This window comes from Paenibacillus agri (genome assembly GCF_013359945.1).
In the GTDB taxonomy this organism is placed as follows: domain Bacteria; phylum Bacillota; class Bacilli; order Paenibacillales; family Paenibacillaceae; genus Paenibacillus_AQ; species Paenibacillus_AQ agri.
Genome location: NZ_JABWCS010000210.1, coordinates 159,457 through 177,271, shown reverse-complemented (window position 1 = coordinate 177,271; position 17,815 = coordinate 159,457). Strand labels below are relative to the sequence as shown.

Below are 17,815 nucleotides of genomic sequence, written 5' to 3'. Positions count from 1 at the left end.
CGGCTACGCCGACAGCGACGCCGAAGCCGACACCAACACCAACGGCTACGCCGACAGCGACGCCGAAGCCAACACCGACACCAACGGCTACGCCGACAGCGACGCCGAAGCCAACACCAACGGCAACGCCGACACCGACGGCTACACCAACACCAACGCCAACGGCAACGCCGACACCGACACCGACGGCAACGCCGACAGCGACGCCGACAACAACACCAACGGCTACGCCGACAGCGACGCCGACGCCGACGCCGACACCAACACCAACACCAACGGCAACGCCGACAGCGACGCCGAAGCCAACACCGACACCAACGGCTACGCCGACAGCAACGCCGAAGCCGACACCAACACCAACGGCTACGCCGACAGCGACGCCGAAGCCAACACCGACACCAACGGCTACGCCGACAGCGACGCCGAAGCCGACACCAACACCAACGGCTACGCCGACAGCGACGCCGAAGCCAACACCGACACCGACGGCAACGCCGACAGCGACGCCGACACCAACACCAACGGCTACGCCGACAGCGACGCCGAAGCCGACACCAACACCAACGGCTACGCCGACAGCGACGCCGAAGCCAACACCGACACCAACGGCTACGCCGACAGCAACGCCGAAGCCGACACCAACGGCAACACCGACACCAACGGCTACGCCGACAGCAACGCCGAAGCCGACACCAACGGCAACACCGACACCAACGGCAACACCGACACCAACGGCAACACCGACAGCTACACCAACACCAACGGCAACGCCGACACCGACGGCAACACCAACGCCAACACCGACGGCAACACCAACGGCAACACCAACACCAACGGCAACGCCGACACCGACGGCAACACCGACGGCAACACCAACGCCAACACCGACAGCTACACCAACACCAACGCCAACGGCAACGCCGACACCGACGGCAACACCAACGGCAACGCCGACAGCGACGCCGACGGCAACACCAACGGCAACACCGACAGCTACACCAACGCCAACGCCAACGCCGACACCGACGGCAACACCAACGCCAACGCCGACACCGACGGCAACGCCAACACCAGCACCAACACCAACGCCAACGGAAACGCCGACACCGACGGCAACACCAACGCCAACGGCAACGCCGACAGCTACACCAACGCCAACGGCAACGCCGACAGCTACACCAACACCAACGCCAACGGCAACGCCGACACCGACGGCAACACCGACACCAACGCCGGAAGTAACACCGACGTCAACGCCAGAAGTAACACCAACACCGACGTCAACGCCAGAAGTAACGCCAACACCGACGTCAACGCCAGAAGTAACGCCAACACCGACGTCAACGCCAGAAGTAACACCAACACCGACGTCAACGCCAGAAGTAACGCCAACACCGACGTCAACGCCAGAAGTAACGCCAACACCGACGTCAACGCCAGAAGTAACGCCAACACCGACGTCAACGCCAGAAGTAACGCCAACACCGACATCGACGCCAGAAGTAACGCCAACACCGACGTCAACGCCAGAAGTAACGCCAACACCGACGTCAACGCCAGAAGTAACGCCAACACCGACATCGACGCCGGAAACACCAACATGGACGCCAGCACCACCAGTGGTTACACCGCAGCCAAGTCCAACGACTCCACCTGTAATTGGCACAATTGTTGTGGATCGTGATCCGGTACCGGCTGGACCAGTGTCAACACCAACAGCAACACCAACAGCAACGCCGACACCAACGCCAACACCGGACAATGAGGAAATCATCATTGAAGATGAGCAAGTACCACTGGCACCGGTGCCGACGTCCACGCCGACACCTTCGAAAAAACCGGCAACGCCTTCTATTGTCTTGGCCAATAACAGCGTCCCGCTGAGTGGTCCGGCTGTAGATCAGTTGCCAAAGACCGGTGAATCGAGTCCTGTCCCTTATTATGTAACCGGGCTAGGATTAGCCGCTCTGGGATTGCTGGTAAGATTCAGATTCTCCAGAAAAAACAAATCTTAACCGGCAGACAGAATCATAGGTTGGTTTGCCGTAAATAACAGCAGAGCCGCTTTCGGATTTTCATTTTCCGGAGAGCGGCTCTTTTTCTATGAGCTAGATCCTTCACTTTGGTCTCCATGCAGGGCATGCTATACTAACTGCATCTGGAAAAAATATAATGTTCGATAGGAGGGGGAATGGAGATTGTCATGGACTTTGATGATTGGCGCAGCGATTGTTATCGTTGCAGCCCTGGTTGTATACGCCGGATTCTTTTTCTACGGAGTTGCAGTCAAGCGTGCGCCCAAAGAATTTCTGGGAAGCAGTCCTGACCTGAAGGTCGATCCTCCGGTTGCTGGTCCATCCTGGGGCGAGGGGAAGGAATGGATCTCACGTCAGACCTTTCAGGACGTCAGCATTGTCTCCGAAGATGGACTGGAATTGAAAGGGTATTTCCTCCCTTCGGAGCGTGCGGAGGGACGTACGGCTATCATCGCTCATGGCTATTCCGGTCAGGCAAAAGATATGGGGGCCTACGCCAAATTCTATTATGAGAATCTAGGTTACAATGTGCTGCTGCCCGATGCCAGAGGCCATGGTGCGAGTGCTGGGAATTATATCGGCTTCGGCTGGCCGGAACGGCGCGATTATTTGCAATGGATTCATTATGTGACCGAGCAGACAGGGCCGGGTGCACAGATTGTTCTGCACGGGGTATCCATGGGCGGGGCAACGGTGCTGATGACATCTGGCGAGGTGCTTCCACAGCAGGTGAAGGTCATCGTCGCAGATTGTGCTTACAGCTCGGTTACAGCCCAGCTAACCTATCAACTGAAGCGTATGTATAAGCTGCCTAGCTTCCCGTTTGTACAAAGTGCCAGCACAGTGACCATGTTGAAGGCAGGCTATCGGTTCAGCGAAGCTTCAGCGCTCAAACAGGTACGCAAAGCACAAGTGCCGATTCTCTTCATTCATGGTGATGCCGATAAGTTTGTACCTTTTGCTATGCTGGATGAGCTATATGAGGCTTGCCGGAGCCCCAAGGAGAAGTTTGTTGTTCCGGGAGCCGGTCATGGACTGGCCTATGATACGGACAAAGAAGCTTACAAAGCCAAGGTTGCCGGATTTGTAACCCGATATGTACATTGAGCGAAGGGGTGCCGAGAAAATGTCCTGAAACGTAGACGGCGCCCGATATCCGCAAAGAGCGGTTATCGGGCGCCTAATTTTTCCACACATGGCCAGTGTTCCTGAGCAAGAGGGACTATGTACCATGCATCTCGTTATATTTATCCCCTGCCGTCGTGAGCAACGGGGTCATTATTCCTTGTTATTTCCAGCAGCCGTATGGCGAGAGTAATCCTTCCAAAACGACAAAAGCCCTACCTCTCTTTTGTCCTTGCGGCTCCGTGGCCGCGCCAGTGCGAATCGGAATGCTATGTTCGAATTTCATCTCATAAAAAGGAAGAGTTCTGCAAGAAAACGTAAGAGATTGTGTCCAAAATGCCGATAATAATAATGAAAGCAACGATCGGCCTGACATCTTCTTGATGGGGATACATATAGCGACAATCAAATATTATTAAATCTTAGCATATAAATACAAATAAAGCAAATAAGTCACTGACATCATGGAAAGACCTGGATCGGAGGAATAGATGGTTTTATATAAGGCATTTATAAAAAAACAGATCCGAAACTACTTGTTCGGCTCTGTTGTCGCTGTGCTCGCAGTAGGCAGTGTGTTGTTGATCTCCTCCCTGGAGCTGCCTGCACTGGAGTATGGCCGCCTATTTTTGGTCTTGCTATTTTCCTTCTTGGTGATGGCGCTATTGGAGATCAGCTTGTTCATGAAGCATGTCAAGCCCATCCGCACCGCCCTGAGGACAGCTGACCCCAGTCTGGAGCTGCTGGAGAAGGCTTACCATTATACTCATCGCCTGCCCAAGCATGCTGTGTACCGGATTCTTGGTCCGCACCTGTTTGGAATGGCGGTGCCTGCGATTCTGATGACCTACTGGATGATCCATACCGATCTCGTCAGTTTACCGTACTCCGTTCTCTATCAGGCGGTAACAGGTGCGGTGCTGATCGCATGCATGCACGCTTTGATTGAATTTTTCCTGACCTGCTCTGCTATTATTCCTCTAATCAAGGAATTCCGGAATCGGGCGCTTGAACGTTATAATGTCGATTTCTCGCTTGAAGGCTATGTTTTTGTTCCGATCGGTCCCAAATTCATGGTCAGCTGCATGCTGATTGGCACTTTCCCGCTAGCGCTATTCATTATGGCGACTAATGTGCGGCTGCATGATACTGCGCTTAGCAGAACCGGAATTCAGAATTTCTGGGGCTGGGCGGGGATGGTGCTATTCATCGGTACAGCGTTCTCCGCCATTGCTGCATGGCTGCTGACTAAAAGTGTACAGCATCCTATCAATGAGTTATATAAGGCGACCAATAATGTTAAGGACGGACAGTTGCTGCAGATCCAGGATGAATATTTGGATGAATTCTCCAACCTGGTCGCTGGGTTCAATATGATGGTACGTGGCCTACAGGCCCGGGAAGAGCAGAACAGACAGCTGCTGGACAGCTACTTTACCACCTTAGCCGTAGCGCTGGATGCAAGAGACCCCTACACAGCCGGACATTCCTTACGGGTAGCCGAGTATTCGGTTATCATTGGACAGTTGGCCGGGATCACGGGTGTGGAACTCGACAATCTGCGCAAGTCGGCACTGCTGCATGATATCGGCAAAATCGGTGTGCGAGACAGTGTGTTATTTAAAGAAGGAAAACTTACGGATGAAGAGTTTGATCAGATCAAGGCCCACCCAGTGTTGGGTGAGAATATACTGCGGCAGATTGAGCCTTTGGAGAAAATGACTCCTTATCTGGGTGGCGTGAGATCCCATCATGAACGATACGATGGCAAAGGCTACCCGGATGGACTTGCCGGACAGGCGATTCCGTTATACGGAAGAATTATTGCCGTAGCTGATGCCTATGATGCCATGACCTCGGATCGTCCTTACCGCAAGGGGATGGCCCCCGAGCAGGCGCTGGGAATTCTGGAGCAGGGTAGAGGCACCCAGTGGGACCCTGTTTTTGCTGGATTATTTCTGGAATATTCCCGGGCAAAATAACAAACTTATACAAACGGATTATCCCACTACAACGGGATAATCCGTTTTCTCGTAAGGAGGGACTATCCGTTTTTGCAAAGATAGGAAAGGTTCGTGCCTATTTTGTGAAATTATGCACTTAAAGGTGACAATAAACGCCTACATTCATTGAAGGATTGATAGAGGACCGTTATAATTAATAAGTCCGGATTTTAATTAAAAAATAAGGGAGAATTTTATGAAACGCGCAGATGTATGGCTGATTTCCATCGTTCTGGTGGCTGCGCTCGCTTTTCTCGTACCGCGTTGGTTTTCAAGTGACGAGAGTAAAGGTGGGATTGGCGACAACCTAGTGGCCAATGTGACGGTGGACGGAAAGTTATTTAAAACAGTTAAGCTTACTAAAGAAGAGCAAACCATTGATATCCGCACAGATCGGGGCTACAACATTTTGAAGGTGCATGACTATGGCATTGAAATGTATGATGCCGATTGCCCGGATAAAGTATGTCTCGGTTTTGGAAGGATTACCCGGACCAAGCAAACGATTGTCTGCCTGCCGCACCGGGTGCTGGTGGAGATCGCTAGTGTGTCGGGGGAGGATGAAGTAGATGGGTATGTCCAGTAGTGAATCAGCTACGGCGCTGAAAAGAACAGTCATTATCGCGATTTTTGCTGCAGTGGCTGTAGTGCTGAGTCTGGTTGAGGCCCAAATTCCATTGTCAGGAATGGGTATGGTACCCGGTGCCAAGCTAGGTCTGGCGAATATCATGATATTGACCTGTATTTTCTTTTTGCGCGGGCGCGATGCCTTCCTGCTCGTTGTCCTGAAGACACTGCTTACGGCATTTATTTTAGGCACTTTTTCCAGTTTATTGTTCAGCCTGTTCGGATCGCTGTTCAGTTTCGTAGTGATGTATCTGCTGATGCTGATTGGCGGAAAGCAGCTGAGCCTTATCGGAATCAGTATAGCCGGCGGGGTCGCTCACAATATCGGACAGCTGCTGGCAGCGTCGATGGTCTTTGCTTCACTGAAAATATTTTACTATTTGCCGATGCTGCTCATTACAGGGGTGGTTACAGGGGTGGCTGTAGGATTTGCTGTCCGGTATCTGGTCACCTCACTGTCTAAAATCTCGTTGTTCGAAGAGTTTCTGGACGATCCGGGAGACGCAGCGAAAGGATGACTAACATGAAGGAAGCGCATGAAGAACAAGCTAACGGAGCGAAAGCGGGACAAGTGGTGATCGAGCTGGAGGGTGTCTCATTCGGCTATGGTCCGGAGCATCCGATTCTGCAAGACATATCGTTCACCATTCCCCAAGGACAGTGGGTAAGCGTCGTCGGCCCTAACGGCTGCGGCAAATCCTCGCTGGTGAAGCTCTTTAATGCTCTGCTGCCTGCAGGGGCGGGAGAAATTACCGTCTGCGGGATGAAGCTTGAAGAGGCATCGATCGGTCCTATCCGGCAGAGCATCGGCATGATCTTCCAGAATCCCGATAACCAGTTTGTCGGGGCTACTGTAGAAGAAGATATTCTCTTTGGCCTGGAAGGACTCTGTCTATCCCACGAAGAGATGGAGAATCGTCTGCAGATCTATTCGGAGCGCTTAGGGATTGCTCATCTGCTGGCCAAGCATCCCGGGGAACTGTCGGGAGGCCAGAAGCAGCGTGTCGCCATCGCCTCTATCCTTGCGATGGAGCCAGGCATCGTCATCTTTGACGAGGCCTCTTCTATGTTGGATGAGGGAAGCCGCGACGAATTGCTTAGCATCCTGAAAGGAATGCACGCCGAAGGCAGATACACCCTTCTGATGATTACGCATGATGCGGATGAGATTCTGGCCTCGGAGCGGGTGCTTGCCCTTCACGGAGGCAGCCTGGCTGCGGATGTGACACCAGCCGAGCTGTTTCGCAATGAGGAGCTGCTGGAGAGATGTCATCTGCGCGCGCCATATGCATGGCGGCTGGCAGGCGAGCTGGAGGAGCGCGGGATTCAAGTGGACGTTCCCGGCAGTGAAAAGGAGCTTATAGAGACGTTATGGCCATACAATTACAGCAAGTAAGCTACACCTATGCCGACCGGAGCTTGTGGAAACAGACGGCGCTGCACGACATTGATCTGAGCATTCCGCAAGGCTCTATTGTAGGTATTGCTGGGGCGACAGGCTCCGGCAAGTCTACGCTGCTCCAGTTGTTCAATGGCATCTTGAAGCCTTCGGCGGGCACGGTATCTGTGCTTGATGTCACGCTGCGTGCCGGAGAGAAGTCACCCCGGCTGCTGCCGCTGCGCCGGCGCGTAGGCCTGGTTTTTCAATTCCCGGAGCAGCAGATGTTCGAGGAGACGGTAGAGAAGGATCTCTGCTTCGGCCCGCTGAACTTTGGAATGAGTCCCGAAGATGCAAAAGAACGTGCCCGTAAGGCGATGCTGGACATGGGGCTGGATCTGGACCTTCTGGAGCGCAATCCGTTTAAGCTTAGCGGCGGTCAGATGCGCAAGGCGGCTATCGCCTCTGTGCTGGCGATGGACCCTGATATTATCGTGCTGGATGAACCGACAGCCACCCTTGATCCCATCAGCCGCACAGAGCTGATCTCGCTGCTGGAACGGTTATGCCGTGAGCAGGGCCGGACGGTGGTTATTGTAACTCACCGGATGGATGAGCTGCTGCCTGTAGCAGATAACTGGGTTGTGTTAAAGGAAGGCCGAACAGCTTTTCAGGGGAACGCCAGTGATCTTGCCAAGGACCCGGCCATACTGGAACGCTGCGGTCTTACGGTTCCACAGTCGCTCCGTTACTGGCGCGCAGTCGCTGACCGATTGGGGTTAGAGGACGAGGTGCCTCGACTGACAGCTGAGAGTCTTGCTGAGCTTATTGCCTCACTGCGTACAGAAGGCAAGGGTCTTGACGGGGCTGGCGGAAAGAGGGATGACCATGAATGAGAGGCTACTGCTGGGTCGCAGCATTGAAACGGGATCATGGGTACATAAACTGGACGCCAGGTCCAAAATTACCGGGATGTTGCTTTATGTAGTAGTCATTCTGCTATCCCGTTCCTGGATGGCGATGGCGCTGCTAGCGGTATTCTCGGTGGTGGTCATGGCTTCGACCCGAATTCCGCTGAAGTATTTTCTTAAAGCAGCCAAACCGCTGCGCTATCTGATGCTATTTATTTTTATCGTACAGGTTGTATCCGTAAAAGAAGGAGCAGTGTGGCTGTCCATTGGTTCTTGGGACTTGTACGAAGACGGGCTTCGTCTGGGTGCCTTCTCGGTCATTCGTATGTTCTTCCTGATCACCTTCTCGGCGCTGCTGACCTTCACGACCACTCCCGGCAAGCTTAATCAGGGTCTGGAAGGAATTCTGTCACCGTTCAAAAGGTTTGGGCTATCGCCGGACCGCATCACGCTCATGATCGATATCTCGCTGCGGTTCATTCCTACGATTCTCGATGAATCTCAGATCATAATGAAGGCGCAGGCTTCACGCGGTGCTGATCTGAAGGAACTTCCTTTGAAGGAGAAAGGGCGGATGCTGGTGTCACTGCTTGTTCCCGTTATCGCCAGCGCCTTCCGCCGCGCACAGGATCTGGTCTACTCCATGGAAGCTCGTGGCTTCCGTATGGACGCGCCGCGCAGCCGGTATCACCGTCCGATATGGGGCGGGGCCGATACTGTTTTTATACTAATGTTTGTCGTAATGGGCGTTGCAGTAGCTTGGCTATAGCGCACGTTCTTGGCGGCAATGCATTTATATAGCAAGATCAACTTGGGAGGGAACAACTATGGCACGTTATTTTAATGGCAGAGAGATTGAATTGCTCGCACCAGCCGGCACCTTCGATATTTTTAAGGAAGTCGTTCAGTCTGGCTGCGATGCCGTCTATTTGGGCGGCCCGGTTCTCAATATGAGAATGATGCGCAAGGGATACAATCTGTCGCATGAAGAGATCGTAGAGGCGCTGGATATCGCCCATCGTCTGGACAAAAAAGTATATATCACAGTCAACAACCTGTTTAGCGAAGAGGATGTCGAGGAAGCCCGCGAGTATCTGCGTTTTCTGGATAGCGTTCGACCCGACGCCTTGATCGTACAGGATATGTCGGTGCTGGAATTGATCCGCGAGATGGGGCTCAGCCTAGAGGTTCACTCTTCAGTCATGATGAATGTGCACAACTTAGAGATGATTTACGCGCTGCGTGATCTTGGCGTCACCAGAGTCGTCACTTCACGGGAAATGGATCTGCAAACAGCCAAGCTGCTGGGCCAGCGGAGCGGAATGGAACTGGAATACTTCATGCATGGCGATATGTGTTCTGTGCACGGGGCGAATTGTTACTTCAGCTCCCAGGTGTTCGGGATGAGCAGCAACCGGGGCAAGTGTATGAAGCCGTGTCGTTGGGACTACCGGGTGAAGAAAGACGGTTATGTCTTCCCGGCGGAGTACCCGCTTGCTGTCAAAGATATGTACATGTATGAGCATATTCCTGAGTTAATTGAATCGGGCATCACCTCCTTCAAGATCGAAGGCCGGATGCGTGATAAAGAGTTCATGGTGACGCTGGTGAACAGCTATGGGGATGCGATTGACCGGTACATCGATGATCCTGTAGGTTTTGAACGTACGGTGGATTCGAAGCTGCTGTATCAGAACCGCAAACGTGATTTCTCTACAGCCTATGCTTTCGGCAAACCGGGTCTGTCCAATATTAATCGGCGTTATGAGGGAACCGGCAAGTTCTACAGCACTGGCAAAGTTTTCAGCACCCCAACAGCAGAGCGCGAACTTTCCCAAGAACGCGTAACCTTACTACGGGAGCGGATGGCACAAGCTGGGCAGAAGAGACACTCTAAACCGGAGCTTGCGGTACGCGTCAACAACATGGAGCAGGCGAGAATGGTGCTTGCACAGGGTGTAGACATTCTGCATCTTCCCGGAGATGTATTTGAGCCAGATCGTCCGTTCACGAAGCGTGAGATACAGGAGCTTGGGACATTGAAAGGTGATACGAAAATCTATCTGGGCATGCCGCGTATGATGACCGAGCTGCATTTTGACCAATATGATCAGTTGTTAAACGGTGAACGCCTGCCGATCGACGGACTGCTCGTAACCAATCTTGGAGCCATCCGGCGGTACAAAACGACTGGCTACCCAATGATCGGCGACAGCAATCTGAACGTGTACAATCATCTATCTGCCGGATTCTACGCCGGATATGGTCTGAACAAGCTTACGGTATCGCCGGAGATGACGCTGGAGCATTTCACTACCTTTGCCGCTCGCTGTGAGCAGCCGCTGGAAGTGGTCGTACATGGCACACCGGCGCTGATGTATATGGATCATGATCTCTATGAGAATACAGAAGTTATGGAGCCGATTGCTCAGGAAGACAATCTGTATGTAAGCAATGAAGTACTGGTGCTCAAAACCGACAAAGGCGAGAATCCGGTCTATCGCGACCAGCACGGACGCTGTCATCTATTGTTCGCTAAAGAGCTATGTTACCTGCCGATGCTTCAGGAGATGAGTGGGCTGGGGATTGCCAGCTTCCGAATTGAGGGAGCCACGTATACGGTGGAGCAACTGCGTGACATTATTATTTCGTACCAACATGCGCTACAAGGCTTGAACCAGAACGACGAGCTGCTCGGTGGCCTGAAGCCTGTTTATGCGGGCTATACTTTAGGGGCCTTGCAATTTAATTAAAATTTAAAGTAAACAGGGTTGGGGGAAAATAGCGGTAGTTGACGAGCTGTATTGTTATTTTTTTCACAAAGTATTTATTTTATTCACCGATCATGCCGCTATATAAGTTAAAATTAAAATAATATGTAGCTGCGAGTAATCCCAAGCCTCGGGTTATCAAGCAACAGAAAGTGAGGGAATCATCGATGGAACAAGGAAGCTATATTGGAAGAGAAGCAGTAGCTGCCAAACGCAAACAATACTTTTATCCCTGCACAGCGCATTTTTATCGCGATTCTCCACAGATCGTACGGGGAAACATGCAGTTTGTCTATGATGAGAAGGGGAAGGAATATACGGATTTCTTCGCTGGTGTCTCTGTAGTGGCTTGCGGTCACTGTAATCCGGCGATTACCGAACGGACGATAGCACAGCTTCAGCAGTTGCAGCATACAACAACGATCTATCTAACGCAGCCGGCTGTAGATCTGGCGGAGAGACTGGAGGAAGTGCTGCCAGGTGACTTGCGCCGGACTTTTTTCGTCAACAGCGGATCAGAGGCCAATGAAGGGGCATTGCTCTTAGCCCGGATGCATACCGGACGCAAAGGATTTATTGCCCTGGAAAGCGGCCTGCACGGCCGGACTAACCTGACGATGAGTGTGACAGGACTACCGATGTGGCGGACAGATCGTTATCTTGATGAGGATGTTACGTTCATTGAACGGCCCTATCATCCGGAGTTGACGCTGGATGAGGCGGCAGAGATTTCGCTGAAGAGTCTGGCACGTGTGCTGGAGGAAAAAGGAGACACCATTGCCGCAATGATCGCCGAACCGATCCAGGGCAACGGAGGCATGATTATGCCAGCATCCTGGTACTTCCGCGAGGTGAAGGCACTGCTGGATCAGTACGGTGTGCTGCTGATTGCCGATGAGATTCAGACCGGCTTTGGGCGGACGGGTGCCCTGTTTGCGATGGAGCATTTTGACGTTGTGCCGGATATCATCAGTATGGCCAAAGCGCTTGGCAACGGTGTGCCGGTAGCAGCCTTCGCTACCACGGATGAGATCGCACTTTCGCTGAACCGCCCATCTGCCTCCACCTTTGGTGGGAACCCGGTATCAGCCGTTACAGCCCTTGCTGTGCTTGATTATATCCGTACTGAGGGGCTGCAGGAACGTGCGGCCTCGCTCGGCGCTCATCTTAAGGCAGGTCTTAAGTCGCTGCAAGAACGTTACCCGGCGTTGATCTCTGATGTGCGGGGAACCGGATTTATGCTGGGTGCGGAGCTTACTGGAGTTGATGCCGCTGCTGCCGGGGCCTTAACGGACGACATTTTAGAAGAGATGAAGGACCGTGGTTATCTGATCGGGAAGAACGGAATCGACCGCAATGTATTGGCTTTTCAGCCGCCGCTTATCGTTACAGCCGAAGATATTGATGGTATGATTACAGTATTGGATGAGGTGCTGCGGCAAGTCTCGAAGTAATGTGCAAGCAACGGGTCTGACCCGTGGGCGAAGCCGCATGCAACAGGAAACGAAGAAAGAGGAATCATGCTATGGTGATATTCAATGCTTTTAAGAATGCTGCTCTAAAAATAAAAATGTTCGGCGAATTGGTCATGTTCTCCCACACGCTGTTCTCGCTGCCGTTTGCCATTATCTCAATGGTCTGGGCTGCAGGCGGCTGGCCATCCGGCCGGGTCATGCTCTGGGGACTGATCGCCCTGATCGGCGCCCGCAATGGTGCGAATGCGTTCAACCGGCTGGCAGACCGCGCTTTTGACAAAGCCAATCCGCGCACAGCCCACCGCCATCTGCCACAACGGCTACTGGTGGAGAAGGAAGTCATTCTATTTATCATTATCAACTATGCTATCTTTATTGTGGCTTCAGGGATGCTGAATCTGCTCTGTCTGGTGCTGTCGCCGGTAGCGATTCTGCTAATCTCCTCATACTCGTATACCAAGCGTTTTACGTTCCTTAGCCATCTGTATCTGGGGTTTGTGATCGCCTCGGCTCCAATCGGTGCTTGGTTCGCTGTGACAGGCAATATTGCCTTCACCCCATTTGTCATTGGGACAGTAGTTATGCTGTGGATTGCCGGCTTTGACATTATTTACGGCACGCAGGATATTGAATTTGACCGCCGGCATGGACTATGGTCCATTCCCAGCTTTTTCGGCCTGGAGAATGCGCTGCGCATCGCCCAGGGGCTGCACTTTATCATGATTATGCTGCTGCTCTTCCTGTACGTTTGGCGTGATCTAGGATGGATATATCTAGTTGGGATCGGCATAGCAACAATCTTACTAATGACCGAGCACAAGATTATCAAGCCCTCGAATCGCAAATTGATGAAGGTGGCTTCGTATAATCTGAATCAGGTGATCAGTATGGTGATCTTGTTGTGTACGCTGGTGGATTATTTTTACTTTAACTAAGGCGGAGGGGTAGGGCGTTTATATTCGATACGGGACTCCCCGTAGAAAAAGCTTGCAGGTGAGCGCCCGCTTTCTCCCGCATCAGGTCAAAATGTAAAGGCTCTGTTGGATTGCAGGATATCCATCTAACAGAGTCTTTTATTTGCATATAATTAAATTTAAACTTTACCTGTAAGGTCCGCCTTGCCTATAGTATGCTTAGAGATATTGCATAAATCATCGGTTGTTTGTAATTTATATGAAATCTAAACTAACTTCAGGAATGGGGAAGGACCTTGACGATTGCTTTACTAGTGATTGATATGCAGACCAACTTTTTGGAGGAACAAGTAGAAAAAGCTGTTGTTCATTCTGCCTGTGAATATATTAATCATGTTGCTGGTCTGCTTCGCGAGAACAACCACACTGTCATCCATGTGAAAGATATTGAAGGGGCGGATGAATCTAGCGTTGCTAAACTGGATTTTATCCCCGAGATCGTAATAGGACAGGATGATATTCAAATCAACAAAGAGTATTCTAATGCATTTTGGAAAACAGAGCTGGAAGCCGTATTAAGCGATAAAGGCATTCAGCTGGTTATTGTGTCCGGATTTGCAGCAGAGCATTGCGTACTTTTCACATATAACGGTGCACTCGAACGGGGATTTAAGGCGGCAATATTGCAGAAGGGGATACTTAGCACTCAAAATGCGGCAATCGATCAGACCTACCGACATAGACATGTTGTAGCTTACCCTGTGATTGAGTACTTGGTAAGTCAACAAGCTTCGGTAACAGCAAATTAGTATCCAAAGTAGAGAATTCATGCTAAAACTTTCCACTGACGTTGTGCTCTGTTCATTTATGTGCAATCGGTAATAAAAGAACAACAAACACGGACAACAAAAAGGATACCAGCCCATGTGCATGGGGGTATCCTTTTTGTTGTCCGTGAGGGCGGTGGGGATGAGAACCCCCGCCGCTAGTGGTCGCGCGCTGAGAAGTATTCCAGCAGCGTGACCAGGTTGGTATGCGCCGGGTAGGATGACAGCTGCTGGATAATGACAGCAGCTTGGTCCAGATAATCCCGGCTGACCTGCTCGGCCCGCAGCAGCGCATCGCTGCGGGTGATGAGGCCCAGTACATGGGCAATCTCGGCATCCGAAGAATCGAGGCCGATCATGCGGATGGCCGGGGCCAGCCCAGGGTCCTGCAGGGCGAACAGCACCGGCAGCGTGACTTGGCCATGGCGCAGGTCACTGCCGGCTGGCTTGCCGAGGACCTCAGCAGACTGCGTGAAATCCAGCAGGTCATCCTGGATTTGAAAAGACATGCCCAGCGCTTCACCGAAGTTGTACAGCAGGCTTGCGACCTCTGTTGTGCTCTCGGAAGATAAGGCGCCGACGCGCAGGCATGTAGCCATCAGCAGCGCAGTTTTGTTGCGCGACTTCTCCAGGTATTGCTCCATGGTGAAGTCGTAATCATAGGCATGCTCCAGCTGCTGGTACTCGCCCAGACAGAGCTGGGCTGTGGCAACAGAAGACAGATCATGAACATAACGATTTTTGTCTCCTGTATATTTGCTTAACAGCTCGATGACCCGGGCAGACATGTAATTCCCGATATGTACGGCGGAACCTACGCCGGTGATGACATGCAGGGCAGGTCTTCCGCGCCGAACTTCTGCATCATCAATAATGTCATCATGAATCAAGGAGGCAGCGTGAATGAATTCCGCGGCTGCGGCTAGCTGGAGAGCTCGGCGTCCGGGAAGCTTGCGGCCAAAACGGCTTCCGACGATGACCATCAATGGCCTAAGCCGTTTACCGCCGGACCCGACCAATTGCAGAATGCCTTGGGCAAGCTGCGAATTCTTGGGCACATCCTTGTCACGCGCCACCAGATTCTCGATCTCCCGGTTTATTTCCTTCAGGTCGATGTTCAAGGCCTCATGCAGCTTCATCTTAATGATCCCCACCTGTCAAATGGCTTTGCTCGTGCGTCCCTGTTGTCTTTGTTCCCTGACCAGGAACTCTTCCATTATAACAGCCAGATTCTCTTCCGCGAAGTTTCCATTTGCCCGTCTAATCTGCATTTTTTTGATCGAAGGAGCCAAATAAGCTACGAGATCCAGCTCGCGGGTTTTCACCGCAAATTGTAAGTAAAAGCTGTATAAATAGTCTCCATCCAAAATGTTGCGTGTAAGGTCGGGATGATGTGGTACACATTCCATATGGCGTTTCGCAGCCAGGGTGAGAATGATATAAATACCCAGCAAATGAACTTTGCGGCTGTATTCCAGATCATGGCGTTCCAGTACCGGGAGCAGTTGCTCACATTCCACCGGAGAGAGATGAAGCTGAATTCCGGCGATGGGTGACATGTCAGCCTGTAGCAACCGGAAGGTCTCTTGAGCGAGTTGATTATTCACAAGAATCTCTCCTTCTTGTCGGTTTTGCTGGAAGGAACCATTCCCGATCATCCCTACAAAACCACTCGTAAATAAGTAGAGTAATGTGTCCGTGGACACATTACTCTGAAGAATACACATATTAAGCTGAAAGAACATACAAACTTCACATTTTAACGATATAAATAATTAATATAATGTGAATGCTAATGAAACAAGGAAATTAGCGTCAGTCGGTGAACAGGTACCAGCGCCTTACGAGCGGAATTCTCTTCCACTGCTTCTTGAGCCAAGGCAAGACATAGTAATCCAGACCAAGCGTGCTACCGGAACCGCCGATGCAGGCAACAGCTGCTGCAGCGTACCAGAGCATTTCCGTCGAAGCCATCTTGGATGACCAGATCATAACGGCCATACCTATGGTGGCTATGGAAGAAATAGCAGTGAACAGACCGACGATCAGCATAACACCGAAGACAATCTCGGCGGCAACCATACCGATTTGGAACCATTTTGCCAGGAAAGTATAGCTTCCGTCAGCTTGATAGAACATCAAATCCATGAACCAGTTAGTAATGCTGTGTACAAAGTTTGGAACCGGCAATGCTTGAACGGCTTCTTTGGCGGTGGAAACAGCCGAAGCTGCGGATTGAGCATCCACCGTATCCTTAACGGCATTGACGGCTTCACTTGCTGCGGAAGAAGCATCTACAGCATGCGGTGCGGCAGGAATCAGGAAGATTTTATTAGGATCAACCCATATCTTCTTCAGCTTATCAATACCTTCATACAACCACATGCCACCAAGCAGAACGCGAAGCGGAACGAGCCAGAAGTTCGGCGAACGTTTGGAGAAGTGACCGCCGAGGAAGCTCTTGCGGTTCTCCACATGGAAGAATTCATGCATCATATAAGTCCATACTTTGTTAAAGCCCACAACCTGGGACAGATAGAACATATTGATAGCGTGCTTGGAAAGCATAGCCATGAAGCCGGTAAGCATGAACAGTTTGCCTGGAAGACCAACGTTTGCTACACCGTAGCGGCTACCGATCGATACCATGGTACCATGGAAGCCTGGTTTGTAGGCTTTTTTCGCCGTACCTTTAATGTCAGCTTCAATGTTGCCTGCAACGATTGGAGCTGCTTGCTCAGCATTCTCAACCATCTGCGGAACAGGACGGGTCTCGCCTTCAGGAATGAAGAAGATGTTATCCCCGACAACGTACACGTTCTTGTGATCTACACTTTCGAGATGCTCGTTCGTAACGATACGTTTGCGGCCCTCTTGTTTAACTTCACCTTCGAGGCTACCCACAATTTCAGAGCCTTCAACACCGGCAGTCCAAACTACAGTATGCGCAGCAACAACATTCTTCTCGCCGAGAGCAATGCTGCCTTTGCCTACTTCAGTGATCTTGGCACCGGTAACGATCTCTACGTTCAACCGTTTCAGGTAAGCTGTTGCTTTGGAAATCAGCTTATCTGGAAGAATAGGCAGAATCTTAGGAGCCATATCTGCAACGATCAGCCGAACTTCGGATGGATCGATATAGAATTCTTTGCAAAGCTCTTCGCGGTACTCAGCCATTTCGCCGACCAGCTCAACACCGGTAAATCCTGCACCGATGATTACAAAGGTAAGCATAGAACGGCGTACTGCCGCATTCTTTTCCTTTGCTGCTAGGGTGAACATATCGCGAATCTGGCGTTTAAGCGCAACCGCATCATCATTGGACCAGAAGGAGAAGGTATTCTCCTCTGCACCTGGAATGCCGAAGTAGGTTGGCTTGCTGCCTGTACCGATGACAAGGTAGTCATACGCATAGGTAGCTTTCTCAGATTTAAGCTTTTTACCTTTAAAATCAATATTGCTGATTTCATCCAGTACAACATCGACTTTCAATCCGGCAAAGATTTTTTTGAGATCAATCTTGATCGAATCTTCAGGAGCGCGGTTTGCAGCAACTTCATGTAGTTCAGTCAAGAGAGTGTGGTATGGATTCCGGTCAATAAGCGTAATTTCGATTTCTTTGTTGTTCTTAAATTTTTTTGCCAGTTTTTTAGCCGTGAGTACGCCGCCGTAGCCGCCGCCCAAAATGACTATTTTTTTCAAAAGAAATTCACCTCATTCGTCTGATTGGCTATAAGAGGGAGCTGTC

15 protein-coding genes are annotated in these 17,815 nt (G+C 51.3%); 12 read left to right on the top strand and 3 right to left on the bottom strand.

Features of this window, described 5'->3' with window-relative positions; all coding sequences use genetic code 11:
* The 12 genes from HPT30_RS15570 to HPT30_RS15515 form a co-directional block, all read left to right on the top strand.
* A partial coding sequence (locus HPT30_RS15570; protein WP_175372257.1) for an LPXTG cell wall anchor domain-containing protein occupies positions 1 to 2,015 on the top strand: 2,015 nt, incomplete at its 5' end.
* A gap of 198 nt (positions 2,016 to 2,213) precedes the next feature.
* Entirely contained in the window at positions 2,214 to 3,143 is a 930-nt protein-coding gene (locus tag HPT30_RS15565) for an alpha/beta hydrolase (protein ID WP_175372276.1), read from the top strand.
* A 509-nt stretch (positions 3,144 to 3,652) separates the two neighbouring features.
* On the top strand, positions 3,653 to 5,143 hold the full coding sequence (locus HPT30_RS15560; protein ID WP_175372256.1) for an HD-GYP domain-containing protein: 1,491 nt from the start codon (positions 3,653 to 3,655) through the stop codon (positions 5,141 to 5,143).
* A 217-nt stretch (positions 5,144 to 5,360) separates the two neighbouring features.
* On the top strand, positions 5,361 to 5,750 hold the full coding sequence (locus HPT30_RS15555; RefSeq protein WP_066374703.1) for a NusG domain II-containing protein: 390 nt from the start codon (positions 5,361 to 5,363) through the stop codon (positions 5,748 to 5,750).
* Positions 5,734 to 6,309 carry a Gx transporter family protein gene (locus tag HPT30_RS15550; RefSeq protein WP_175372255.1) on the top strand — a complete coding sequence of 192 codons (576 nt, stop codon included), beginning with the start codon at positions 5,734 to 5,736 and terminating at the stop codon, positions 6,307 to 6,309. The genes HPT30_RS15555 and HPT30_RS15550 overlap by 17 nt, the downstream gene beginning before the upstream one ends.
* A gap of 5 nt (positions 6,310 to 6,314) precedes the next feature.
* On the top strand, positions 6,315 to 7,187 hold the full coding sequence (locus HPT30_RS15545) for an ATP-binding cassette domain-containing protein (protein WP_175372275.1): 873 nt from the start codon (positions 6,315 to 6,317) through the stop codon (positions 7,185 to 7,187).
* A complete protein-coding gene (locus HPT30_RS15540) occupies positions 7,163 to 8,065 on the top strand; it encodes an ATP-binding cassette domain-containing protein (protein WP_175372254.1) in 903 nt (300 codons plus the stop codon). The genes HPT30_RS15545 and HPT30_RS15540 overlap by 25 nt, the downstream gene beginning before the upstream one ends.
* The gene (locus HPT30_RS15535) at positions 8,058 to 8,849 is read left to right on the top strand and encodes an energy-coupling factor transporter transmembrane component T family protein (protein ID WP_175372253.1); all 792 of its coding nucleotides are present in this window, start codon (positions 8,058 to 8,060) and stop codon (positions 8,847 to 8,849) included. The genes HPT30_RS15540 and HPT30_RS15535 overlap by 8 nt, the downstream gene beginning before the upstream one ends.
* 58 nt (positions 8,850 to 8,907) lie before the next feature.
* Positions 8,908 to 10,833, top strand: coding sequence for a peptidase U32 family protein (locus HPT30_RS15530; protein ID WP_175372252.1), 1,926 nt, complete (start codon positions 8,908 to 8,910; stop codon positions 10,831 to 10,833).
* Positions 10,834 to 11,018: 185 nt separating this feature from the next.
* Positions 11,019 to 12,305, top strand: a complete 1,287-nt coding sequence (locus HPT30_RS15525; protein ID WP_175372251.1) for an aspartate aminotransferase family protein — start codon at positions 11,019 to 11,021, stop codon at positions 12,303 to 12,305.
* A 71-nt stretch (positions 12,306 to 12,376) separates the two neighbouring features.
* Positions 12,377 to 13,261: a UbiA-like polyprenyltransferase gene (locus tag HPT30_RS15520; RefSeq protein WP_175372250.1), complete on the top strand. Its 885-nt coding sequence runs from the start codon at positions 12,377 to 12,379 to the stop codon at positions 13,259 to 13,261.
* A 275-nt stretch (positions 13,262 to 13,536) separates the two neighbouring features.
* Positions 13,537 to 14,049 carry a cysteine hydrolase family protein gene (locus HPT30_RS15515; RefSeq protein WP_175372249.1) on the top strand — a complete coding sequence of 171 codons (513 nt, stop codon included), beginning with the start codon at positions 13,537 to 13,539 and terminating at the stop codon, positions 14,047 to 14,049.
* A gap of 176 nt (positions 14,050 to 14,225) precedes the next feature.
* Here HPT30_RS15515 and HPT30_RS15510 read toward each other — a convergent pair whose 3' ends face one another.
* From HPT30_RS15510 to HPT30_RS15500, 3 genes are all read right to left on the bottom strand, one after another.
* A complete protein-coding gene (locus HPT30_RS15510) occupies positions 14,226 to 15,206 on the bottom strand; it encodes a polyprenyl synthetase family protein (RefSeq protein WP_175372248.1) in 981 nt (326 codons plus the stop codon).
* Between the two features lie 18 nt (positions 15,207 to 15,224).
* The gene (locus HPT30_RS15505) at positions 15,225 to 15,674 is read right to left on the bottom strand and encodes a hypothetical protein (RefSeq protein ID WP_175372247.1); all 450 of its coding nucleotides are present in this window, start codon (positions 15,672 to 15,674) and stop codon (positions 15,225 to 15,227) included.
* Positions 15,675 to 15,882: 208 nt separating this feature from the next.
* On the bottom strand, positions 15,883 to 17,769 hold the full coding sequence (locus tag HPT30_RS15500; RefSeq protein ID WP_175372246.1) for an FAD-dependent oxidoreductase: 1,887 nt from the start codon (positions 17,767 to 17,769) through the stop codon (positions 15,883 to 15,885).
* Positions 17,770 to 17,815: the final 46 nt, after the last annotated feature.